General features: G+C 67.3%; 19 protein-coding genes. 10 read left to right on the top strand and 9 right to left on the bottom strand.

Translation table 11 applies throughout. From position 1 onward, the window contains the following. Positions 1-110: 110 nt before the first annotated feature. The gene (gene ppsA, locus ACM26W_RS08405) at positions 111-2,483 is read right to left on the bottom strand and encodes a phosphoenolpyruvate synthase (protein ID WP_416140379.1); all 2,373 of its coding nucleotides are present in this window, start codon (positions 2,481-2,483) and stop codon (positions 111-113) included. A 267-nt stretch (positions 2,484-2,750) separates the two neighbouring features. On the opposite strand from ppsA, the gene ACM26W_RS08400 reads away from it, so the two are divergent. Then, positions 2,751-3,584 carry a pyruvate, water dikinase regulatory protein gene (locus ACM26W_RS08400; protein ID WP_416140378.1) on the top strand — a complete coding sequence of 278 codons (834 nt, stop codon included), beginning with the start codon at positions 2,751-2,753 and terminating at the stop codon, positions 3,582-3,584. On the opposite strand, the gene ACM26W_RS08395 is transcribed toward ACM26W_RS08400, so the two are convergent. Together ACM26W_RS08395 and ACM26W_RS08390 are read right to left on the bottom strand one after the other, a co-directional pair. Further along, entirely contained in the window at positions 3,581-4,801 is a 1,221-nt protein-coding gene (locus tag ACM26W_RS08395) for a CaiB/BaiF CoA transferase family protein (protein ID WP_416140377.1), read from the bottom strand. The genes ACM26W_RS08400 and ACM26W_RS08395 overlap by 4 nt on opposite strands. 13 nt (positions 4,802-4,814) lie before the next feature. Beyond that, the gene (locus tag ACM26W_RS08390) at positions 4,815-5,996 is read right to left on the bottom strand and encodes an acyl-CoA dehydrogenase (protein ID WP_416140376.1); all 1,182 of its coding nucleotides are present in this window, start codon (positions 5,994-5,996) and stop codon (positions 4,815-4,817) included. Between the two features lie 391 nt (positions 5,997-6,387). On the opposite strand from ACM26W_RS08390, the gene ACM26W_RS08385 reads away from it, so the two are divergent. The 5 genes from ACM26W_RS08385 (at position 6,388) to ACM26W_RS08365 (ending at position 10,924) form a co-directional block, all read left to right on the top strand. Then, positions 6,388-7,275 (top strand): NAD(P)-dependent oxidoreductase, encoded by an 888-nt coding sequence (locus tag ACM26W_RS08385; RefSeq protein ID WP_416140375.1) that lies wholly within the window; start codon positions 6,388-6,390, stop codon positions 7,273-7,275. A 74-nt stretch (positions 7,276-7,349) separates the two neighbouring features. Then, positions 7,350-8,204 carry an AAA family ATPase gene (locus tag ACM26W_RS08380; RefSeq protein ID WP_416140374.1) on the top strand — a complete coding sequence of 285 codons (855 nt, stop codon included), beginning with the start codon at positions 7,350-7,352 and terminating at the stop codon, positions 8,202-8,204. Positions 8,205-8,207: 3 nt separating this feature from the next. After that, positions 8,208-9,398: a vWA domain-containing protein gene (locus ACM26W_RS08375; RefSeq protein WP_416140373.1), complete on the top strand. Its 1,191-nt coding sequence runs from the start codon at positions 8,208-8,210 to the stop codon at positions 9,396-9,398. Between the two features lie 102 nt (positions 9,399-9,500). Further along, positions 9,501-10,166 carry a hypothetical protein gene (locus ACM26W_RS08370; protein ID WP_416140372.1) on the top strand — a complete coding sequence of 222 codons (666 nt, stop codon included), beginning with the start codon at positions 9,501-9,503 and terminating at the stop codon, positions 10,164-10,166. Beyond that, the gene (locus tag ACM26W_RS08365) at positions 10,163-10,924 is read left to right on the top strand and encodes a DUF3307 domain-containing protein (RefSeq protein WP_416140371.1); all 762 of its coding nucleotides are present in this window, start codon (positions 10,163-10,165) and stop codon (positions 10,922-10,924) included. The genes ACM26W_RS08370 and ACM26W_RS08365 overlap by 4 nt, the downstream gene beginning before the upstream one ends. A 35-nt stretch (positions 10,925-10,959) precedes the next feature. Here the strand turns inward: ACM26W_RS08365 and ACM26W_RS08360 are convergent, their stop codons facing one another. Beyond that, positions 10,960-11,412, bottom strand: a complete 453-nt coding sequence (locus ACM26W_RS08360) for a hypothetical protein (RefSeq protein ID WP_416140370.1) — start codon at positions 11,410-11,412, stop codon at positions 10,960-10,962. A 266-nt stretch (positions 11,413-11,678) separates the two neighbouring features. Here ACM26W_RS08360 and ACM26W_RS08355 point away from each other — a divergent pair, with 266 nt between their 5' ends. The 3 genes from ACM26W_RS08355 (at position 11,679) to ACM26W_RS08345 (ending at position 16,789) form a co-directional block, all read left to right on the top strand. Beyond that, positions 11,679-13,400 (top strand): proline--tRNA ligase, encoded by a 1,722-nt coding sequence (locus ACM26W_RS08355; protein WP_416140369.1) that lies wholly within the window; start codon positions 11,679-11,681, stop codon positions 13,398-13,400. Beyond that, positions 13,339-14,070, top strand: a complete 732-nt coding sequence (locus ACM26W_RS08350; RefSeq protein WP_416140368.1) for a lytic transglycosylase domain-containing protein — start codon at positions 13,339-13,341, stop codon at positions 14,068-14,070. The genes ACM26W_RS08355 and ACM26W_RS08350 overlap by 62 nt, the downstream gene beginning before the upstream one ends. Before the next feature lie 61 nt (positions 14,071-14,131). Further along, positions 14,132-16,789 (top strand): EAL domain-containing protein, encoded by a 2,658-nt coding sequence (locus ACM26W_RS08345; RefSeq protein WP_416140367.1) that lies wholly within the window; start codon positions 14,132-14,134, stop codon positions 16,787-16,789. A 312-nt stretch (positions 16,790-17,101) separates the two neighbouring features. Here the strand turns inward: ACM26W_RS08345 and ccoM are convergent, their stop codons facing one another. From ccoM to rfaH, 3 genes are all read right to left on the bottom strand, one after another. Further along, on the bottom strand, positions 17,102-17,215 hold the full coding sequence (gene ccoM, locus ACM26W_RS08340; protein ID WP_416140366.1) for a cytochrome c oxidase subunit CcoM: 114 nt from the start codon (positions 17,213-17,215) through the stop codon (positions 17,102-17,104). Positions 17,216-17,343: 128 nt separating this feature from the next. Further along, the gene (locus tag ACM26W_RS08335; protein ID WP_416140365.1) at positions 17,344-17,853 is read right to left on the bottom strand and encodes an FKBP-type peptidyl-prolyl cis-trans isomerase; all 510 of its coding nucleotides are present in this window, start codon (positions 17,851-17,853) and stop codon (positions 17,344-17,346) included. Positions 17,854-17,891: 38 nt separating this feature from the next. Next, positions 17,892-18,428, bottom strand: a complete 537-nt coding sequence (gene rfaH, locus ACM26W_RS08330; RefSeq protein WP_416140364.1) for a transcription/translation regulatory transformer protein RfaH — start codon at positions 18,426-18,428, stop codon at positions 17,892-17,894. Between the two features lie 144 nt (positions 18,429-18,572). On the opposite strand from rfaH, the gene ACM26W_RS08325 reads away from it, so the two are divergent. After that, positions 18,573-19,940, top strand: a complete 1,368-nt coding sequence (locus tag ACM26W_RS08325) for an AmpG family muropeptide MFS transporter (RefSeq protein ID WP_416140844.1) — start codon at positions 18,573-18,575, stop codon at positions 19,938-19,940. 47 nt (positions 19,941-19,987) lie between these two features. Here ACM26W_RS08325 and ACM26W_RS08320 read toward each other — a convergent pair whose 3' ends face one another. Continuing rightward, positions 19,988-21,820, bottom strand: a complete 1,833-nt coding sequence (locus ACM26W_RS08320; RefSeq protein WP_416140363.1) for an SEC-C metal-binding domain-containing protein — start codon at positions 21,818-21,820, stop codon at positions 19,988-19,990. A 63-nt stretch (positions 21,821-21,883) separates the two neighbouring features. Then, positions 21,884-23,128: an ABC1 kinase family protein gene (locus ACM26W_RS08315; RefSeq protein ID WP_416140362.1), complete on the bottom strand. Its 1,245-nt coding sequence runs from the start codon at positions 23,126-23,128 to the stop codon at positions 21,884-21,886. Positions 23,129-23,255 lie beyond the last annotated feature (127 nt).

Raw genomic sequence — 23,255 nt, 5'->3', positions numbered from 1 at the left:
TGGGCTATGCCCGGCGAATAGCGGCGGTTAACGGCGCAAGCCGTTAGTTGACCGGGTACCTGCCGCGCCATTCGCCCCGCGGAGCGTAGCTCCCACCAAACCCTACCGACCTATCCTAATGTTTCCCCGGCCAGCATGAACCAGGTCTCCAGTACCGCATCCGGATTGAGCGACACCGAATCGATGCCCTGCTCCATCAGCCACTTGGCGAGGTCGGGATGATCCGACGGCCCCTGGCCGCAGATGCCCACGTACTTGCCCCGGGCCTTGCAGGCCTGGATGGCCATGGCCAGCAGCTTCTTGACCGCCGGATTCCTCTCGTCGAACAGGTGAGCAACGATGCCGGAGTCACGGTCCAGCCCCAGGGTGAGCTGGGTCAGATCGTTGGAGCCGATGGAGAAGCCGTCGAAGTACTCGAGGAACTCGTCGGCCAGCAGGGCGTTGGCCGGCAGCTCGCACATCATGATCACCTTGAGGCCATTGTCGCCCCGCTTCAGGCCATTGGTGGCCAACAGCTCGACCACCTGGCGGGCCTCGTCGGTGGTGCGCACAAAGGGCACCATGACCTCGACGTTGTCCAGGCCCATCACTTCGCGGACCCGCTTCAACGCCCGGCACTCCAGCTCGAAGCAGGGCCGGAAGGTCTCGGAGATGTAGCGCGAGGCGCCGCGGAAGCCGAGCATCGGGTTCTCTTCACCGGGCTCGTAGAGCTTGCCGCCGATCAGGTTCTCGTACTCGTTGGACTTGAAGTCCGACAGGCGCACGATGACCCGCTGGGGGTAGAAGGCGGCGGCCAGCGTACTGATACCCTCCACCAGCTTGTCGACGTAGAAGTCCACGGGGCTGGTGTAGCCGGCGGTGCGCAGGTCGATGGTCTGCTGCAGGTCCGCGGGCAGGGTGTCATAGTCGAGCAGTGCCTTGGGGTGCACGCCAATCATGCGGTTGATGATGAACTCCAGGCGCGCCAGGCCTACACCGGCATTGGGCAGGCTGGCAAAGCCGAAGGCGCGGTCGGGGTTGCCGACGTTCATCATGATCTTGAAGGGGATCTCGGGCATGGCATCGACGCTGGTCACGCTGCGATCGAAGGCGAGCAGCCCCTCATAGACGTGGCCGGTGTCTCCCTCGGCGCAGGAGACGGTGACGTCGCGTCCGTCGGCCAGCACCTCGGTGGCGTCGCCGCAGCCCACTACCGCCGGGATACCGAGCTCACGGGCGATGATCGCCGCATGACAGGTGCGCCCGCCGCGATTGGTCACGATGGCCGAAGCGCGCTTCATGATAGGCTCCCAATCGGGGTCGGTCATGTCGGTGACCAGCACATCGCCGGCATGGACCTTATCCATGTCCTCCGGCGAGGCTACCACCTTGACAGCGCCCTGGCCGATGCGCTGGCCGATGGCGCGCCCGGAAATCAGGTTGCGCCCTTTCTCCTTGAGCTGGAAGCGCTCCAGCTTGCCGCCCTCCTGCTGGGAAACAACGGTCTCGGGGCGGGCCTGGACGATATAGAGCTCGCCATCATCGCCGTCCACCGCCCACTCGATATCCATGGGGCGCTGGTAGTGCTGCTCGATGGTCACCGCCTGACGGGCCAGGGCCATCACCTGCTCATCGTTGATACAGAAGCGGCCACGCTCCTTGAGCGGCACGTCGACCGTTTCCACGGACTTGCCGGCGCTGGCTTCCTTGCCATAGACCATCTTGATCAGCTTGGAGCCCAGGTTGCGGCGCAGCACGGCCGGGCGGCCGGCGGCGAGGGTAGGCTTGTGGACGTAGAACTCGTCGGGGTTCACGGCGCCCTGCACCACCGTCTCGCCCAGGCCCCAGGAGGCGGTGACGAAGACGGCGTCGCGGTAGCCTGACTCTGTGTCCAGGGTGAACATCACCCCACTGGCACCGGTCTCGGAGCGCACCATCTTCTGTACGCCGGCGGAGAGCGCCACGTTCTCGTGGGCGTAGCCGCGGTGCACGCGGTATGAGATGGCGCGGTCATTGAACAGCGAGGCGAACACCTCGTGCACGGCGCGCTTGATGTTGTCGAAGCCCTCGATGTTGAGGAAAGTCTCCTGCTGGCCGGCGAAGGAGGCGTCCGGCAGGTCCTCGGCGGTGGCCGATGAGCGCACGGCGACCTTGAGGCTGGGGTGCTGGGTGAGGAGCTGCTCGTAGGCGCTGCGCAGGTGCTGCTCGAAGGTCGGCGGCAGCGGCGTATCAATGATCCACTGGCGTATCTCGGCGCCGGTTCTGGCCAGGGCAGTGACGTCATCCACGTCCAGGGTGGACAACGCAGCGTTGATGCGCTCGTTGAGGCCCTCGTGGGAAAGGAATTCGCGGTAGGCGTGGGCGGTGGTGGCGAAGCCGCCGGGCACGGTCACACCAGCGCCTGCCAGATTGGAGATCATCTCGCCGAGGGAAGCGTTCTTGCCCCCGACACGCTCCACATCGTCCATGCCCAGTACATCGAACCACAGAATGTAATCGTCCACTGAACCCCCTTGGCTTACGACGACAGGTGATCATGCCGATAAGGCATGATGAGATGGTCGGCACTCTATCAAGAGGGGGCCATATTCGCCATTGGTCTAAACGGGTAGGGAGTGGAGGATTTTTACAAGAACGGGCCGAATTCACGGATTCCTGTAGTCAACTAACGATATGCACGAACGGCCGTCGCTTGTGGCCGGCGGCCGCGGCAACGACAATAGGGGCCGACTCCTCCCGCTTTCTTCCACACCTCTTGCGACGACACCACCATGACCCGTACCGCCTTCTTCATTTCCGACGGCACCGGCATCACCGCCGAGAGCCTGGGCCGCAGCCTGCTGGCGCAGTTCGAGAACGTCGAGATCCTGATGGTCACCAAGCCCTACATCGACTCGGTCGAGAAGGCCAAGAACCTGGTGGAGGTCATCAACGGCACCGCGGTGCACGACGGCGAGAAGCCGATCATCATCGATACCATCGTCGACGAAGAGATCCGCGGCGTGATACGCCAGGCAGAGGGCTTCAAGATCGACATCTTCTCGACCTTCCTCAAGCCACTGGAGCAAGAACTCGACACCCACTCCAGCTACACCGTGGGCCGTACCCACTCCATCGGCCAGGATGAGGTCTACATGGACCGCATCCACTCGGTACACTTCGCCCTGGACAACGACGACGGCGCCCGCACCCACCAGTACGACAAGGCCGACGTGATCCTGGTGGGGGTCTCGCGCTGCGGCAAGACCCCCACCTCGCTCTATCTGGCCCTGCAGTTCGGCATCCGGGCGGCCAACTATCCGCTCACCGAGGATGACCTCGACGAGGACGGCACCCTCAAGCTGCCCAAAGCGCTGGCCACCCACCGCCACAAGCTGTTCGGCCTGACCATCGACCCGCGACGACTCGCGGCGATCCGCCACGAGCGCCGACCCAACAGCCGCTACAGCTCCATGGACCAGTGCGTGCAGGAGGTAGGCCAGGCCGAGGGGGTCTACCGCCAGCTGCATATCCCCTTCATCGATACCACCCGCTTCTCGGTGGAGGAGATTTCCACCCGGATGATCGCCGAGATGGGGCTGACCCGGCGGTTCTCGCCCCGCTAACGCACTACCCCTGCCCGCCTGAGCCTGGCGATATCCTCTGGCGTCAGGCCCATTTCGGCGAGAATCGCATCGCTGTCCTGGCCGAGGCGCGGCGGCGCCACCTCGCTGGTGGCGCAGTCGCCGTCGAAGCGCAGGGGGTTCGCCACCTGGGGCACCGCGAGTTCGCCACGCCCGAGGGTGCGATGCATGCCGCGGTGCTGTACCTGGGGGTCGTCGAACACCTCGGTCAGGGTATTGATGGGCCCGGCGGGGATACCGCGGGCCTCAAGCTCGGCGAGCCAGTCGTCCCGGTCGCGGTTCATGAGGATCGCCTGGATCATCGGTACCAGGACCTCGCGGTTGCCGACCCTTGCTGCGTTGCTGTCATAGGCGGCGTCTTCGGCCCACTCCGGGTGGCCGAGCAGGCGGGCGAAGCGGGCAAACTGGGCATCGTTGCCCACGGTGAGCACCAGGTGGCCATCGGCGCAGGCGAAGGCCTGGTAGGGCACGATGTTGGGGTGGGCGTTGCCGTGGCGCTGGGGATTCTCCCCGCTGACCAAGGCATTGAGGGCCTGATTGGCGAGCGTCGCCACCTGGACGTCGAGCAGCGCCACGTCCACGTGGCGCCCGATACCGGTGCGCGCTCTCTCCTGCAGCGCCGCCAGCACCCCCACGCTGGCATAGAGCCCGGTCATCACGTCGGTGATCGCCACGCCGGTCTTCATCGGCATGCCATCGGGCTCGCCGCCCAGGCTCATCAGCCCGCCCATGGCCTGGATCATGAAGTCGTAGCCGGCACGATGGGCATAGGGACCGTCCTGGCCGAAGCCGGTGATGGAGCAGCCGATCAGACGCGAGTTGAGGGCCTTGAGGCTCGCGTAGTCGAGCCCGTATCGGGCAAGCCCCCCCACCTTGAAGTTCTCCAGAAGGATATCGGCCCCTTCGGCCAGCCGGCGGATCAGCGCCTGCCCCTCCTCGGAAGCGATATCCACGGCCAGCGACTGCTTGCCGCGATTGGCACAGAGATAGTAAGCCGCGACCTTCTCGTGGTCGTCTTGCCCATTCTCGAGGTCCTGTGCGAGCCAGGGTGGCCCCCAGCCGCGGGTGTCGTCGCCGCGCTCGGGGTGCTCGATCTTGATCACCCGGGCGCCAAGGTCGGCGAGCAGCTGGCCGGCCCAGGGGCCGGCCAGTACCCGCGACATATCGAGCACCGTGATGCCTTCCAGCGGTCCGCTCATCTTGAGCTCCCTTTTACCCGGTAAACGCCTGCAGGCCGGTCTGGGCCCTACCCAGGATCAGCGCGTGGACGTCATGGGTGCCCTCGTAGGTGTTCACCGCCTCGAGATTCATCACGTGGCGGATCACATGGTACTCGTCGCTGATGCCGTTGCCGCCATGCATGTCCCGGGCCACGCGGGCGATATCCAGGGCCTTGCCGCAGTTGTTGCGCTTGATCAGCGAGATCGCCTCCGGCACCAGTTGGCCGTCATCGATCATCCGGCCCACGCGCAGCGACGCCTGCAGGCCCAGGGCGATCTCGGTCTGCATATCGGCTAGCTTCTTCTGGATCAGCTGGTTGGCGGCCAGCGGGCGGCCGAACTGCTTGCGTTCCATGGTGTAGTCACGGGCGGCATGCCAGCACGCCTCGGCGGCCCCCATGGCACCCCAACTGATGCCGTAGCGGGCGCGATTCAGGCAGGAGAAGGGGCCCTTCAGGCCGGTGACGCTGGGTAGGCGCTGCCCGTCGGAGACCTCCACGTCCTGCATGGCGATCTGGCCGGTGATGGAGGCGCGCAGGCTGAACTTGCCTTCGATCTTGGGCGCGGAGAGTCCCGGCATGCCCTTCTCGAGAATGAAGCCGTTGATCACGCCTTCGTCATCCTTGGCCCACACCACGAAGACGTCGGCGATGGGAGAATTCGTGATCCAGGTCTTGGTGCCGTTGAGGCGCCAGCCGTTATCGGTGCGAGTGGCGCGGGTGGTCATGCCGCCCGGATCGGAGCCGGCATCCGGCTCGGTGAGACCGAAGCAGCCTACCCACTCGCCGGTGGCGAGCCGTGGCAGGTACTTCTCGCGCTGGGCCTCGCTGCCGAAGGCGTGGATGGGGTACATCACCAGGCTTGACTGCACGCTCATGGCACTGCGATAGCCGGAATCGACCCGCTCCACCTCGCGGGCGACCAGGCCGTAGCTGACGTAGTTGAGCCCGGCGCAGCCGTAGCCGTCGATGGTGGCGCCCAGCAGACCCAGCTCGCCCATCTCGTTCATGATCTCGCGATGAAATATCTCGTTGCGATTGGCCTCCAGCACCCGCGGCAGGAGCTTCTCCTGGCAGTAGTCGTGGGCGGTCTGGTGGACCATGCGCTCGTCTTCGGTAAGCTGGTCGATCAGGCGGAAGGGATCTTCCCAGGTGACCGGGGTGATCTGGCTCATGGCGTGGGCTCCAGGGTGGCAGGGACGAATGGGTGGCGTTAATAATATCTACATTTCCTTCAAATGTAGACCAGCAGCCACCATCTGCCAAGCATAAAAAAGGCCCCCCGAAGGGGACCAGGTGGAGCACGCCAGCTCACTGGTGATCGCCAGTCTGGATCGGCGAACATGTCGATTACGAAGCGAGGATCGCGCCAGAAACATAGGCTTTTCAACAAATACAACGGGTTATATAAAAAACACTTTCCTGGGCCTGGCCCGGATCGGCCGATGCCATGCGGCCCCGCACCATGCAAGCGCACTTCGGCAACGAAATGCCTCATGGCGACGCTTGATGGTGGCGAGTGGGCTAACGCATGCTGTGCCTTTCCCTGCCACTGGAGAGCTGATCGTGACGCAATCCCGACTGGGCTTCATCGGCCTCGGCCTGATGGGCGACCCCATGACCCGCCGCCTGCTCGACGCCGGCTTCGACGTGACCGTGTGGAACCGCACCGCGGCGAAGGCCGAAACGCTGGGCGAGGCCGGCGCCCGGGTGGCCGACACCGTCGGCGAGCTGGTGGCGCAGGTGGACGTGGTGATGCTCTGCCTGGCCAATACCGCGGTGGTGGAGGCCGTGGTGTTCGGTGAGGGCGGCGTGGCAGAGCACGGACGCCGCGGCCAGACGCTGGTCGACTTCTCCAGCAGCGACCCACAGGCCACCCGCGACTTCGCAGCACGACTCGAGGACGCCTGCGGCATGCGCTGGATCGACTGCCCGGTCTCAGGCGGCGTGGCCGGCGCCGAGGCGGGCAGCCTGGTGATGATGGCCGGCGGCGAGGCGGCGGAGCTCGACGCCATCCGCCCGCTGCTCGCGGCGCTCTCCGCCCGGGTGACCCATATGGGGCCGGTGGGTACCGGCCAGGTCACCAAGATGTGCAACCAGATGGTGGTGGGTTGCCAGGCGGCGGTGCTCGCCGAGATGGTGGCGCTGGCCGAGGCCAGCGGCGTGGATGCCACCCGCCTCGTCGAGGCCCTGGCCGGCGGCTTTGCGGATTCGACCCCCTTCCGGATCCTCACCCCGCGCATGGCGGCGAGCGACTTCACCGCCCCGCCCTGGCACCTGCGCACCCTGCTCAAGGATCTCGACATGGCGGTGGCCCAGAGCCAGCGCAGCGGCAGCGCCACCCCCATGAGCGGCCTGGCCGCCCAGCTGATGCGCGCCCAGGCCGGCCGCGGCCACGCCGAGCACGACCCGGCGATCCTGGTCGAGGCCTACCGCCCGGCAGGGGTGCAGTGATTTGTCGCCATCGCCGCCCTTACGTACACTTGTTTGATCCTTTTCCCTGACTGCGACCTGCCGAGGCACGACCCATGGCGTTTGATTCCACCTCCACCTACGTGGCCACCGAGGCCCTGAAACAGGCGGTGAATGCCGCCGTGACCCTTCAGCGACCGCTGCTGATCAAGGGCGAGCCGGGCACCGGCAAGACCCTGCTCGCCGAGGAACTGGCGGCCTCATTGGGCACCCGGCTGATCACCTGGCACATCAAGTCCTCCACCAAGGCGGCCCAGGGGCTCTACGAGTACGACGCGGTGAGCCGCCTGCGCGACTCCCAGCTCGGCGTGGAGGGCGTGGAGAACGTCGCCAACTACATCAAGCCCGGCAAGCTCTGGGAGGCCTTCACCGCCGACGAGCGGGTGGTGCTGCTGATCGACGAGATCGACAAGGCGGACATCGAATTCCCCAACGACCTGCTCCAGGAGCTGGATCGCATGGAGTTCCATGTCTACGAGACCGGCGAGACCATTCGCGCCCGCCACCGCCCGATCATCGTGATCACCTCCAACAACGAGAAGGAGCTGCCCGACGCCTTCCTGCGCCGCTGCTTCTTCCACTACATCGAGTTCCCCGACCGGGAGACCATGCAGGCGATCGTCGACGTGCACTTCCCCGAGATCGCCCCGAAGCTGGTGGGCGAGGCTCTGGAGGTGTTCTTCGAGCTGCGCCAGGCCCCGGGCCTCAAGAAGAAGCCATCCACCTCGGAGCTGGTGGACTGGCTGAAGCTGCTGATGGGTGACGAGCTGGCCCGTGAGGCGCTCTACCAGCGGGATCCTGTGAAGGCGATCCCGCCGCTGGCCGGCGCCCTGGTCAAGAACGAGCAGGACACCCATCTCCTGGAGCGGCTGGCGTTCATGATGCGCCGCCAGGGCAACCAGAGGCGCTGAGCCATGTTCATCGGCCTGTTCGAGACCCTGAAGCGTGCCGGCGTGCCGGTGTCGCTGCGCGAACTGCTCGACCTCCATGCCGTGGTGGAGCGCGGCGTGGTGTTCGCCGACATGGAGGCCTTCTACCGGATCGCGCGCACCGTGATGGTCAAGGACGAGCGCCACTTCGACCGCTTCGATCGCGCCTTCGCCGCCTGGTTCGAGGGGCTGGAGAGCCTGGACGCCGCCATCGAGGCGCTGATCCCCGACGACTGGCTGCGCCGCGAGTTCGAGAAGCAGCTCTCTGACGAAGAAAAGGCGCAGATCGAGTCCCTGGGCGGGCTCGAGGCACTGATCGAGACCTTCAAGCAGCGCCTGGAGGAGCAGAAGGAGCGCCACGCCGGCGGCAACAAGTGGATCGGCACCGGCGGCACCAGCCCCTTCGGCGCCTACGGCTACAACCCCGAGGGCATCCGTATCGGCCAGGACGGCTCGCGCCATCGTCGCGCGGTGAAGGTGTGGGACGAGCGTCGCTTCCGCGACTACGACGACTCTCTGGAACTGGGCACCCGCAATATCAAGATGGCGCTACGCCGGCTGAGGAAGTTCGCCCGCCAGGGGGCCGCGGAGGAGTTCGACGTGGGCGCCACCATCCGCGAGACGGCCCGGGACGCCGGCCTGCTCAACGTGCAGATGCGCCCCGAGCGCCACAACGCGGTGAAGGTGCTGCTGCTGCTCGACGTGGGCGGCTCCATGGACGACCACATCCGCACCTGCGAAGAGCTCTTCTCCGCGGCGCGCTCGGAGTTCAAGCACCTGGAGGCCTACTACTTCCACAACTGCGTCTATGAAGGCGTATGGAGAAATAATTCTCAACACCAGGCCCGGCGCCACGGCGAGCGCATCCCGACCCTGGACGTGCTGCACACCTATGGCGCGGACTACCAGGTGGTGATCGTCGGCGACGCCGCCATGTCGCCCTATGAGATCACCCATCCCGGCGGCAGCGTCGAGCACTTCAACGACGAGGCCGGCGCGTTGTGGCTCAGGCGTCTGGTGGAGAAATTCCCTCGCCTGGCGTGGCTCAACCCCATGCCCCGGCGCGCCTGGGAGTTCACCCACTCCACCCAGCTGATCCGCCAGTTGATCGATGAGCGCATGTACCCCATGACCCTGGAGGGGCTGGAGAACGCCATGCGCGAGCTGGCTAAATAGCCCTTAACGGTTATTTTTTTCATTTATAGCCTTTAATGGCTATTAAATGGCGAAATAGCCTCTTATGGCTATACTGAAGGCGCCTGCTCAAGGAGCGCCCTCATGCCTCAACAAAACGCCAAGGCCCAACGCATCGCCGTGCTCACCGGCGACGTGATCGACTCGCGGAAAGTGAGCGATCGGCAACGCCTCTATCGCGTGCTGGACGACACACTGGCCGCCCTGGCCAAATGCCAGGGCGGTCGCTTCGAGCGCTTTCGCGGCGACGGCTTCCAGCTCGCCCTGCCTCACGCACGGCATGCCATGACGGCGGCCATCGCCCTGCGCGCAGCGCTGATCGAACACTCCGACCCCGAGCAGCGCTGGGACGCACGCATCGCCGTGGCGGTGGGGCCGGCCGAATGGCATGCCGACCTGCGGGTGGCCGAGTCAGACGACGAACCCTTCGTGATGTCGGGCCGCCACCTGGACGCCCTGAGCGAAGGCGCCAGTCATCTCGCGTTGACACTACTCGACGAACCCGACGATGGTAGCCTGGCGCTGCTGCTGCGCTACCTGGATGACCTGGTAGCAAGCTGGTCACACTATTCGGCGGAGGTGGTGCACCTGAGCCTCGAGCGGGAGCTGTCCCAGCAGGCCATGGCCGAGCGGCTCGGCATCCGCCAGCCCAGCATACACAAGCGCCTGCGGGCGGCACGCTGGCCGCTGCTCAGCGATACCCTCGCCTATCTCGAGACGCGCCTGGCCGACAAGGACGCACGCCAATGAGTCCGAACGCCCTCTCCCTGCTGCTGGGGCTGGTACTGGCCCATCTGGTCGGCGACTTCCTGCTGCAGCCACGCCACTGGGTAGAGGAACGCGTACGCCGGCGGCACCGCTCACGCCATCTGCTCTATCACTGTGTCGTGCATGGCGGCCTCACCGCACTGGTACTGCTGCTCGCGGCCCTGCTGCTGCCAGGCTCGCCGGGCCTGACGGCGGTGCTCGCCGGTGCCGTGGGGGTCGCCGCCAGCCACTGGCTGATCGATCTCATCAAGGCCAGGCTGCCAGGCACGCTGCGCTGGTTCCTGCTCGACCAGGCGCTGCACCTGGTGGTGCTGTGCGCGCTGTGGCTGACCTGGCTCGGCAGCCTGGCGCCGCTCGAGTCACTCGGTGGCTGGCTGCTCTCGCCCACGGTGCTCGGCGTGGCGGCGGCGTACCTGCTCGTGACGCGCCCCTTCTCGTTCGCCATCGCCATGGGGTTGAAGCGCTGGAGCAGCCAGGTCGAGGATACCGGCACCCTGGCTCAGGCCGGTGCACGCATCGGCATGCTCGAGCGCCTGCTGGTGCTCTCCCTGGTGCTGCTGGATCAGCTCACCGCAGTGGGTTTCCTGCTCGCCGCCAAGTCGGTGCTACGCTACGGCGACCTGCGCGACTCCAGGGATCGCAGGCTGACCGAATACGTGCTGCTGGGCACCCTGGTGAGCGTCACCTCGACCCTGGTACTTGGCCTGGTGATTCGCCTGCTGATGGGGGGCCTCGCCTGATCCGCCGGGTACTGATCCAGGCGCTGACGCGGGGCTCAGGCGCGCTCGTCGACCGCCACGGCGAGACGCGCCTCGTCATCGGTGCCGGCCATGCGCACCAGCGCCAGTGCCTCATCCAGGCTCTCCACCTCCTCGACCCTGAGCAGTTCGCTGTCCAGGCTGACCGGCTTGCCGCTCTTGTCGGAGAGCAGCCGCTCCAGGGAGGCGACGTCCATGTCCTCCTCGAGCTTGATGGCATCCACGCCGGCCGAGGTATGGCCGCTGGGGAGGTAGATAGTGCCGTTGGAGAAGTCCACGGCGTAGGCGATCACCCCCGGCACGATGAAGAACAGCAGTCCCACGCCGTTGGCGATGGCCACCACCGGGTCGATGCGGCCGCTCACCTGGCCCTTGCGCTCGGGGTGGAAGACAGTACCGCAACCCACCAGGGCGGTGATCGCACCACCGAGAACAAGGCCGGTCAGGCCGCGACGCAACAATGGGGTCATGCGAAAATCTCCATGGCATCCGGGACATCGGCACCGTTCGCTCGCATTCCGGGCTGGCACCGCTAGGCAAATCGGGACGAGTCTAGCACAGGCTCGGGAAGCGCCTACCACACACACGGCGCCAGAGGCTGCGGCGCCACTGGCTAAAGGGCGAAGTGCCATTCTCGGACGGCTTTTGCCGCGCCTGACGCTTGGCCGTACAATGCGCCAACTGCCGCCGTTCTGGCGGAACGACCCTTTGACGAGCCCGAGGAAACGCCGGACCCATGCGCGCCACTCAATTGTTGATCGCCACCCTCAAGGAAACCCCCGCCGACGCCGAGGTCATCAGCCATCAGCTGATGCTGCGGTCGGGCATGATCCGCCGCCTCACCTCGGGCCTCTACACCTGGCTGCCACTGGGGCTCAAGACCCTTCGCAAGGTCGAGCGCATCGTCCGCGAGGAGATGGACAGCGCCGGCGCCCAGGAGCTGCTGATGCCGGCGGTACAGCCCGCCGAGCTGTGGCAGGAGTCCGGCCGCTGGGAACAGTACGGCCCGGAGCTGCTTCGCCTCAAGGATCGCCACGACCGCGACTACTGCGTCGGCCCCACCCATGAGGAGGTGATCACCGACCTGGTGCGCAAGGAGATCGCCAGCTACAAGCAGCTACCGGTCAACTTCTACCAGATCCAGACCAAGTTTCGCGACGAGATCCGTCCGCGCTTCGGGGTGATGCGCTCCCGCGAGTTCATCATGAAGGACGCCTACTCCTTTCACGTCGATGAAGCCTCGCTGAAGGAGACCTACCAGGCGATGTACGACGCCTACACGCGGATCTTCACCCGCCTGGGGCTGGACTTCCGCCCGGTGATCGCCGACAACGGCGCCATCGGCGGCACCGGCTCCCACGAATTCCACGTGCTGGCCGACTCCGGCGAGGACGACATCGTCTTCTCCACCGAGTCCGACTACGCCGCCAACATGGAGAAGGCCGAGGCGCTGCCGGCGCCCCTGGGCACCACCCCCGAGCGCCCCGCTCCCGCCGAGGAACTGCGCCTGGTCGACACCCCCGATGCGAAGACCATCGCCGCCCTGGTGGAGCAGCACGGCCTGCCCATCGTGAAGACCCTCAAGACGCTGATGGTGCATGCCGCCGAGGGCGGCCTGATCGCCCTGCTGGTGCGTGGCGACCATGAGCTCAACGAGGTGAAGGCCGAGAACCTGCCCCAGGTGGCCGCCCCATTGACCATGGCAAGCGAAGGGGAGATCCGTGCCGCAGTGGGCGCCGGCCCCGGCTCGCTGGGCCCGGTGGGCCTGGAGATGCCGATCATCATCGACCGCAGCGTGGCGCTGATGAGCGACTTCGGCGCCGGTGCCAATGTCGACGGCAAGCACTACTTCGGCATCAACTGGGAGCGCGACGCGGCGCTGCCCCAGGTGGCCGACATCCGCAAGGCGGTGGAGGGCGACCCCTCCCCGGACGGTCGCGGCACCCTCGCCATCAAGCGCGGCATCGAGGTGGGCCACGTCTTCCAGCTGGGCACGAAATACAGCGAGGCGATGAACGCCACGGTACTGGGCGACGAAGGTCGCGCCATTCACCCCTGGATGGGCTGCTATGGTATCGGGGTAACCCGGGTCGTGGCCGCCGCCATCGAGCAGAACCACGACGACGCCGGCATCATCTGGCCCGATGCCATCGCACCCTTCCAACTCGCACTGGTGCCGATGAACGCCCACAAGTCGCAGCGGGTACGCGAGGAGTCCGAGAAGCTCTACCAGGCCCTCACCGAGGCCGGCTTCGAGGTGCTGCTGGATGACCGCGACCTGCGCCCGGGTGCCAAGTTTGCCGACCATGAGCTGATGGGCCTGCCCCATCGCCTGGTGGTCGGCGACCGCGGCCTGGACAAGGGTGAACTGGAATACAAGGGACGCCGTGACAGTGATGCCACCATGCTACCGGCCGAGCAGGCCCTCGACTTCCTGCGCGAACGTATCGGCCGCTGACGCGCGCCGCCGCGTTAAGCGCCTCGCCGCCGGGCTGGGGTGGCTCTGTCTGGTCGCCGCCTGCACGGCGGCGGCCAACGATGACACCTTCCTGGCCTCCCTGGAGGCCGACCGACGCCCGCTGGTGGTCCAGGCGCTTCCGGCCACGCCCGCTTCCCTGCGCACCACCCTCGACGATAGCCTCTCCCTTCCCCGGGATCCGGCCGAGATCTGGGCGGCACGCCAGTGGCAAAACGCCATGGGGCCGTCAATGGCGCGCTTCGTCAAGGATGAAGCCCTGCGCAGCGAGCTGCTGCAGCGAGTCTTTCTGGAGGCCCGCCTGGCCAGGCTGCCCCCGGAACTGGTGCTGGCGGTGATCCAGGTGGAGAGCGCCTTTCGGGCCAATGCGATCTCCTCCGCCGGGGCGGTGGGCCTGATGCAGATCATGCCGTTCTGGATCCGCGAACTGGGCCTGCCCGCCGACGATCTCAAGGACCCGTGGCGCAACCTGCGCTATGGCACCACGATACTCGCCCACTACCTGGCGGTGGAGCGCGGCGACTTTACCCGGGCACTGGCCCGCTACAACGGCAGCCTGGGCAAGACCTGGTACCCGGAGCGCGTGATGCGCGCCTGGCAGCGCCACTGGCGCGGGCCTGTGGAGAGCGGCAGGGTCACCGTCCAGCGCTGAATCTGCGGTGATGAACCCGCAGAGTGATGAACCCGCAGTGACACACCAAGGAAGGAGCCCCATGGAGCCGCAGGGACGCGATCCGACCCCACCCTCGCCGGTCAACGCCACCGCAAGTGACTTCGGTCGGCTGCGGCGCGGCCTGGCACTGCTGCTGGGCCTCGCGGTGATCGTTATCGTTGGCATCCTGCTGTTGGCGGCCGGCGAGCAGAACCGCCAGCAGGCCCGCCACACCGAGCAGCAGATCGCCATCCAGCTGTCGCAGATCCATGCGCGCCTGGCCGGCGTAGTGATGGACTACGCCGTCTGGGATCTCAGCCACCTGGCGATACACCGCCCCGGAGGCCCGGACGGCGACTGGCTCCATGTCGAGATGGGTGCCAACCTCAACGACAATCTGGGCATCGATCTGGCGATGATCCTCGCACCGGACGGCGAGGTGGTATGGGAGGTGGTCGAGGGCAAGCCCCGCTCACCCAGGGACCTGCCCGAACCACTGCCCTCGGTAACGCCGGAGACGGCCCCTGCCACCGGCTTCCTGCGCCTGGGCCAGGAGGTACTGATGGTCGCCTCCGCGCCAGTTCTCCCGGAAAGCGAACGGCACTCCGCCGCCGCTGCCCCGCACCGCCTGGTGTTCGCCTATCGGGTGAACCAGGGCCCCCTGGCCCAGTTGCGTGCCACCACCGGGCTGAGGGATCTACGCCTGCTCGACGCCCCCTCTCCCGAGGGAGGTGGGCTGGTGCTGCACGGACCCCGGGGGCGGCCCCTGGCCTGGCTGGCCTGGACCCCAGCGGCACCGGGCACCCAGATGGTGCGCAGCTCGCTGCCCTGGCTGCTGATGACCCTGCTGGGACTCGGCATTCTCGGCGCCGGGCTCTTTCGTCATCTGGGACGTCAGGCCGAGGCGAGCCTGGCCACCGTCGTCGAACTGCGCCACACCCACGCCAGGCTCGCCGACCAGCAGCGCGCCTGGCACAGCCTGCGCGACATGCAACTCGAGGAGGTGGACGAGGAGCGCTTCATCGAGGCGCTCCTCGCTCACAGTGCCGACCTGCTCGACGCGGACAACGTCAGCCTCTGGATACTTGAGGAGGGGCAGCTGATCTGCGAAGCCAGCCTGACCCAGCCTGGTCTGGTAGGCGAGGTACTGGCCGGCTGCCAGCTGACCGATTACCTCGAACAGCTTCGCTACCACCCCGCCCTGATCAGCAACGATGCCCGAATGGATCCGCGACGCGCGAAGCTCGAGGCCTATATCGGTCGACAGGATGTGATCTCCAGGCTGGATATCGGCATCTTCCTCGCCGGGGAGCTTCGCGGCGTGCTGAGCTGTGAGGCTCATCGGCCGCGCAGCTGGCGCGATGACGAGATCAACACCATCATGGGCTTGACTGGTCTTCTGGCCCAGTTTGCCGAATCCTTGCGCCGCCGCGAGGCGGAACGCACCCTGGATCGCCAGCTCAACCATGACAGCGTGAGTGGCCTGCCGACCCTGCACTGCCTGGAGGAGGAGATCAGCGCCCTCTTTGCCCAGGGTGCCTTCCAGGTCGGCATCCTGCACCTCAAGGGACTCACCCAGATCAACGACACCCTGGGCACGGCCATGGGCGATGCGGCCTTCTACGCCGCGGGCCGCCTGCTGACCCGCCGCCTGGCTCAGCCGACACTGACCGGACGCCTGGCACGGCTGCCGGCCAACCGGATCCTGCTGCTGCTGCCCGGCGCCGACACCCCCCAGCGCCAGCAGGGGCTGATGGCGCTGCTGGAGGAGCTCGACAGCCGCGAGTGGCTGGGGGGGCGCCAGCCAGCCAGTCTGCGCTTCTCGCTGGGCCTGGCCAATTACCCGGAGGACGCCGGCGACATCCACCGCCTGCTGCAGCGGGCCGAGCTCGCCCTCGACAAGGCCCGCGAGGCTCCGGTCCACCGCCTGGCCCGCTACGAGGCGTCCATGGGGGAGTGGCAGGCGCGGGTCAGTCGGATTGAGCGGGAGCTGCGCGAGGCGCTGGTGCGCCGCGAGTTCTGCCTCTACCTGCAGCCGCAGTTCGACGGCGCCGGCCGGCTCCACGGCGCCGAGGTGTTGCTGCGCTGGACGCATCCGGAGCGGGGACTGCTGAGCCCGGGAGCGTTCATCGCCGAGGCCGAACACAGCGGACTGATCCGCCCCATCGGCGAGTGGATCCTCAACGAGGCCCTGGACCTGCTTGCCGGCCCGCTTCGCGACAGCGACATGGTCGTGGCGGTCAACGTCTCGGTACAGCAACTGCGCGACAATGCCTTCACCGAACGCCTGGCCAAGGCACTCGCGACCCGCAGTGTGCCTGCAGGCAGGCTGGTGCTGGAGGTAGTGGAATCGATGCTGGTGACCTCGGAGATCCGCCGGCGGCTGGAGTCGCTGCAGCGGCTGGGCGTGCCCATTTCCCTCGACGACTTCGGCACTGGCTACTCGTCGCTGCGCTATCTTCAGCAGCTTCGCGTCCAGGAGATCAAGCTGGATCGCGCCTTCCTGGAACCGCTCAAGCATCACGACGACGCCCCACTGGCCCGCTCGATCATCGCCATGGCCCAGGCCCTGGAGCTGCGACTGGTAGCCGAGGGCGTGGAAACCCAGGCCCAGGCCGACTTCCTCCGCCGGCACGGGGTGACGCTGATGCAGGGCTACCTGCTCGCCCGGCCGGAGCCGGTGGAGGCCTTCCTGGCCAGGGTCAGAGACCACCGCTAGCCGCGGGCACCTGCGTCGACATGGCTTGCCAGCCCGGCGCCAGCGAGCCCGGTAAGCAGGGCCTGGACATCCTCGAGCACCCTCGCCGGCGGCTCCCCGAAGTGCTCGCCCAGCCTTGCCAGCGGGAGACGACGGCTCTGGCGCTTCTGATCGTCGGGTTTTGGGGGTCACGCAGGCTCATGTCGCATCTCCGAAGTTATCGAACAGCGTAATGCCGACAACAGAACGCCAGACAAAAAAAGCCGACCCAAATGGGTCGGCTACAGGGGGGATGACTCCCCCCTCCCCTGACGACTGTTTGCGATGACTGACTCAGTGCTTCTTCTTGCGACTATCTCGCACGATGAAGGCGACCCAGCCACCCATGAAAGCGATCATCATCGCGACGGTGACCAACCCGAAGATTACGGCGTCATCTAGATACATGTGCTTGCCCTCCCGTCTCGATCTGTTGGGAAGACTTTAGCCCGGGGAGGCGGGAAAAAACCTGACCTGCATCAATTTCGGTTCGGGCATCCCGCGAGGGCGGGTCGAATCTTGATGCAGGTCAGTTTTTACAGCACCTTCTTGTCTTCCACGCTGGCCGGATCGGTGCCGGGAGGCAGTGGATGGCCCTTGGCGAGCTCGGCGCGGGTGGCGTCACGCACCTCGAGCACCTCCAGCCGGTAGCGCAGAGTCCGGCCCGCCAGCGGATGGTTGGTGTCGATCAGCACACCGTCGTCGCGCACCTCCAACACCGTGACCACCTGGGGGCCGGCCTCACCGGGGGTCTGGAAGCGCATGCCCGGCGCCAGGTCGTCCACCGGGAAGGCGCTGCGGCCCACCTCGCGCACCAGTGCCTCGTTGCGCAGGCCGTAGGCCTCCGCCGGCATCAGGGTCACGCTGAGTTCGGCGCCTTCGGGCTGGCCGTCCAGGGCACGCTCCAGCCCCTCGACGATGTTGTGGTGGCCGTGGAGGTACTCCAGCGGCTGCTGGCGGGCGCGGGAGTCATCCAGCACTTCGCCGGCGGCGGTATCGGTCAGGACGTAGTGAAGGGTCACGATCCGCTGGGGGGCGATCGTCATGGCAGTCTCCTGGGAGAGGAATGGGGGCGTGGCGAGGCTCAGCTGCGGCGCAGCTGGGCCACCGGCACCTCGAGCCGCTGCTGGCGGTGCAGCAGGTTGAGAAGCACGATGGCGCGCTCCTCGCCCTTGTGGCCGGCAAAGACCGCCTGCAGGTCCTTGAAGGGTCCTTCGGTGATCTGCACGGTCTCGCCTGCCCGAAAATAGAGATTGGCGGTGGCATCGTCGCGACCAATACCGTGCTCGCGCAGGGTGGCCACCAGGTCGTCATTCACCGCCACCGGCATGTCGCCGAAGCCCACCAGCTTCAGCACACCACGAGTGGAGCGGATCGGCCGCCAGTTACTCACCAGCCGGTCGAGGCGGATGAACAGGTAGTAGGGAAACAGCGGCTCGCTGACCCACTCCAGCTTGCCACGGCGTTTCTTCTGCACCTCGAGCACCGGGTGAAACACCTCGTAGCCTTGATTGGCCAGGTGCTCGGCGGCCCGGAACGACTCTCCGCCCTTGCACTGAATCACGTACCAGCGCGGAACGGCTTTGTCGCCGGACTCAAGGCTTGCATCGTTCTCGTTCATGGGACTCCTGCCGGGGATAACGGGTACTGGTATCGACGCGGACGCTCTGCAACAATCGCCGCGATACAAGGATTCTACCATCGACGGTGACCGCCCGCCGTGCCGGGTGGCTCGCAAGGAGTGCCCTGCCCGATGTCAAGCCCCCTGCCCACCCCAACACCCCATCGCAGCTGGCGTGAGGCCCTGGCGATCTATCTGCGCGCGCCGGTGATCACCATGCTGTTCCTCGGCTTCTCGGCCGGCCTGCCCTTCCTGCTGGTGTTCTCGACGCTCTCGGCCTGGCTGCGCAGCGATGGGGTAGAGGTGGCCGCCATCGGCTTCTTCTCCTGGATCGGCATCCTCTACTCGATCAAGTTCTTCTGGGCCCCGGTGGTGGATCGCCTGGCCCTGCCGCTGTTGACCCGTACCCTGGGTCAGCGCCGCGGCTGGATGCTGCTGGCCCAGGCAATGATCGCCGCCGGCCTGATCGGCCTGGCGAGCCTCGACCCGACGCAGAACCTGGCGATGGTGGCAGGCTTTGCCCTGCTGGTGGCCTTCGGCTCCGCCACCCAGGACATCGCCATCGACGCCTTTCGCATCGAGTCGGCGCCCGACGATATCCAGGCGGCCATGGCCTCCACCTACATCATCGGTTACCGCGGGGGGCTACTGGCCGCCGGCGCCGGCGCCATGTACGTAGCCTCCTGGCTCTCCTGGGAGGCGGCCTACCTGACTATGGCGGCCCTGGTGGGCATCGGGGTAATCACCGTGCTGGTGCGACCGGAGCCCGAGCGGCTGTCGCTCACCACCCAGCTGATCCACGAACCCAGGGTCCGCACCTTCCTGCGCGCCAGCCGCGGCAAGCCGCGTCAGCTGCGCCGCCTGGGCGCCTGGGTGATTGGCGCCATCGTCTGCCCCTTCACCGACTTCTTCACCCGCCACCGCCTCAAGGCGCTGTGGCTGCTGGTGTTCATCGCGGTGTTCCGGATCAGCGACCTGGCCATGGCCTCCATGGCCAATCCCCTCTATATCGACCTGGGCTTTACGCTTGCCACCATCGCCAACGTCACCAACGTCTTCGGCATCGCCATGAGCGTGACGGGGGGCATCCTGGGTGGGCTGCTGGTGGCCCGCTACGGCATCGGGCCGATCCTGGTACTGGGGGCGGCGGCGGCCACCCTGACCAACCTGCTGTTCGCCGCCCTGGCGCTGGCCGGCCAGAGCCTGCCGATGCTGGTGATGGCGATCGTCGGCGACAACCTGGCCAATGGCCTGGCCAGCGCGGTGTTCATCGCCTTCCTCTCCAGCCTGACCTCGCGAGCCTACACGGCGACCCAGTACGCACTGTTCTCGTCGCTGATGACCCTGCCGGGCAAGTTCCTCAGCGGCTTCGGCGGGCTGGTGGTGGCCACCGAAGGCTATGCCACCTTCTTCGTGATCGCCACCGCGCTCGGCCTGCCGGCCATCGCGCTGGCGATCTGGATCAGCCGCGACCGGGACCTGGTGCCGGCACCGATGCCACGCGGGGCCTGACGGCGACAGCCGCCATTGGCGAAGAGCGGGCGACACCTTCCAGGGCGCTAGCGGGTATCGAGCCAGGCCTGCAGCCAGGTGAGTGAGTCCGGGGTGGCCCGCCACTGGTCGCGCATCAGGGTGCGGTACTGCCACGCCTCCGCCCGGGTACCGGGCTCGGCCACCCCATCGCCGCCGGCAGCGGGCACCGGGCGGGGCTTCTCGGCACACAGCAGGGCCAGGGCATGGGCGTTGTGTCGATGCGCCTCTTCGAGAGCCTCCGCGGCCTGGTCCAGGCGCTCGAGCCGAAACAGCGCCAGCGCCCTGCCCAGCAGCAGACCCAGCGCCGCTTCGCCCAGCTCCTCGCCCTCCGGCGGATAGCTGATGGCCAACGCTTCGCTGTCGCGCCCGTCGCGCAGCAGCTGGTCGAGCACCAGCTCGCGCAGCCCCAGGCTGTCGTGGTCATCCAGCGCCAGCAAGCACTCGGCGAGCTGCCGGGAGCGCTGTCGAGCGCCGCGCTCCATGCCCACCACCAGGGCCAGACCGGTGCGCAGCAGCAGGGCATTGTCGCCATCTTCCCAGACCAGGGTACCGGGACCCTCGGCGGCCGCCTGCTCGAGCCAGCGCTCCAGCCGTTCGGCCAACGGCACGAACAGGCTCGGCGCCATCCACGGCAGGCTGCCGAAACGGGTGGTGAGCGCCAGGGTCAGCCCCTGGAGCACCGCCGGGGCATCGAGCCACTCGGGGTGAGCACAGAGCTTGGCCAGCCACTCTCCGGCCGCCGGCCAGGGGTCATCTTCGAGCCCCAGCGGCGACTCGCTGACCGCTTCCGCCGGGAAGCAGTCGAGCCAGGCGGCGGTCAGGGCCTGCTCGCGGTCGCTCTGCCGGTACTCCAGACGCCCCTCATCGGTGCCGGTCACTGTCAGCCGGGGGGCGGTGGGCAGCACCTCCAGCAGGGCCTGCAGAGAGGCGAGCGGCTCAGCCAGATCCTCCTCGGCGTTGAGCAGCTGCTCGGCCAGGGTCGCACCGGGGTTCTCGGCCAGGTCGGCCAGGAACTCCAGCTGGTCGGGGTCGAGCTCGCCCTGGCGAGCGAGGCGGCGGAACCAGAAGCGCGCCCGCTCGGCGGCCTCCTCCTCGTGCCCCTCGTGGAGCAGCAGCATCGCCTCGATATAGGCCAGGGTGGGCGAGTCCGGCAGCGCCTGCTGGGCACGCACGAAGGCGGCCCGGGCGCTGTCCAGGTCATCGGCATCGAGGTGCATCAAACACAGGCGTTCCAGGGCCACGCCCCGCAGGAACAGCGGGCCACGCTCGAGCACCGCATCGAGCAGCGCCTCACGCTTGCGATGAAAACCGCGCTCCTGGTAGAGGTCGATAAGGATCTCGAAGGCGGGCTCGGCCTGCTCCGGCAACCGCGACCAGTCGCCGCGCTCGAACAGCGATTCGAGGATCTGCTGGGCGCGACCGCGCTGGCCGGTCTCGGCGGCGATCAGCCCCGCCTCCAGCAGCCCCTGGGCCGGTGCGTGGCCGCTGGCCAGCGCGGCCTTGAGGGTGTCGCCCTTCCACTCGCGCAGCGAGAGCATCCACATCAGGTGACCGGGCACCGCACCCGGCAGGCTCACGGCCCCACAGCACTGTTTGGTCTTGCGCCCGGAGTCGCACCAGCAGGGCTCGTTGCGGCCCGGGCGCGCCAGGGGTTCGGTGGCGAAGCCGAGACGTTCCAGCGGCGTCTGGGACCACAGCTCCGGCGCGAGCGCCTGGGCCATGGGCAGGTTACCCCCGACCAGCGACGGGCCCTCCTCGCGGGCCCAGGCCATCAGCGTCGGATAGCGCTCGTCCTGGCGAATCGCCTTGAGCGCACCCGAGGCAAACCCCAGCAGCTGTTCGACCCATACCGCCAGCATCGCACTCTCCACCGTCCGGAAAACGGCACAGTCTACCAGTCTGCCCGGGCTCTGGGCAGCTTGTCAGCGCCTCGCCCACTCCAGCAGCGGCCGGGTGCGGGCGTGCATATCCAGCCGGGCGCCGAGGCGCACCAGGTTCCAGTAGTGGCCGTTGAGGGTGCGAGACAGCAGCAGGGTGTCCGCCGGCGGCTGCAGGCGGTCCATGGCGGCCCACACCTTGGGAGTCAGATCGCGCAGCCGGCGGTGCACGCGCACATCGGAGAAGTCCTGCTCGCCGGGGGCGAACAGGGGCGACACCGCCTCGGCGGACTCCCGATAGAGCGCCAGCGGCGCACCCTGCCCCTGACGGCCGCCGAGTCTGAGTAGCGCCTCGTCCATGGCCATGGGGTCGCCGGCCAGGGTCGCCTCGAGCAGCTGCATCATGGCGCTCAGTCGCGGTTCAGGGACCGGGATCACCGCGCCCAGGTCATAGATCACCAGCCGCCCCTGGTCGTCGACGGCGAAGTTGCCGGCGTGGGGGTCGGCGTGCAGCTCACCATGGGTGAAAAGCTCCTCGGTGAGCCAGTCGGCCAGGGTCACCGCCACGCCCTGACGCAGGGCGGCGTCGCCCGACTCCAGGTCACGCAGCGGGGTGCCCGGCGCATAGCGCATCGCCAGCACCCGGGGACCGGAGAGCTCGGGCAGCGGCTCGGGGATCACCAGGTTCTCCAGGTGGGCGTAGCGCGCCCGGTAGCGGGCCAGCGCCTCGGCCTCGGCGTGGTAGTCCAGCTCGCCGCGCAGGCTGGCGGCGAGCTCCTCGAAGAGCGCATCGAGGCGCGCCTGGGGCACCTTGAGCCAGCGGCCCAGCCGCATCAGCCGGCGCACCTGGGTGAGATCGCTCTCCAGCACCTCGGCGAGCCCCGGGTACTGCACCTTGAGCACCAGGGTCTCGCCGTCACGGGTCACGGCACGGTGCACCTGGCCCATGGAGGCGCTGGCGAAGGGGCGCTCCTCGATCTCGCGGAAGACGCCCTCCAGGTCGCCATACTGCTCGACCAGGGTCTCGCGGATGCGCGGCCAGGGCATGGGCTCGGCCTGGCGTTGCAGGCGGGCGAGCTCCTCGGCCAGGTCGGGAGGCAGCAGGTCGTCCCACTGGGACATGATCTGGGCCAGCTTCATGGCCGGCCCCTTGAGCTCGGAGAGCCCTGCGAACAGCGCCTCGCCCAGCGCCCGCCAGTCCGCCTGGCCGCCCAGCCGTGTGCGGATCATCGCGCCGCCGGTCCTGGCGCCCAGCCCCAGCAGTCGTCTCGTCCTGCCTCGTTCGCGCATACAGGGCTCCCATGAGGTGATGAACAGTCGCAGATAGTGATACAGGAATTGTACACCATGACGCAGAGATGACACCTGGCCAATCCTCACCGACACTGGAAGAATATCCATAACGCCACGCCAGAGT

Source organism: Halomonas sp. HK25, assembly GCF_047795635.1.
Classification (GTDB): Bacteria; Pseudomonadota; Gammaproteobacteria; order Pseudomonadales; family Halomonadaceae; genus Halomonas.
Note: the sequence above shows the minus strand (reverse complement) of the source record. Positions and strands in the feature narration are given on the sequence as shown.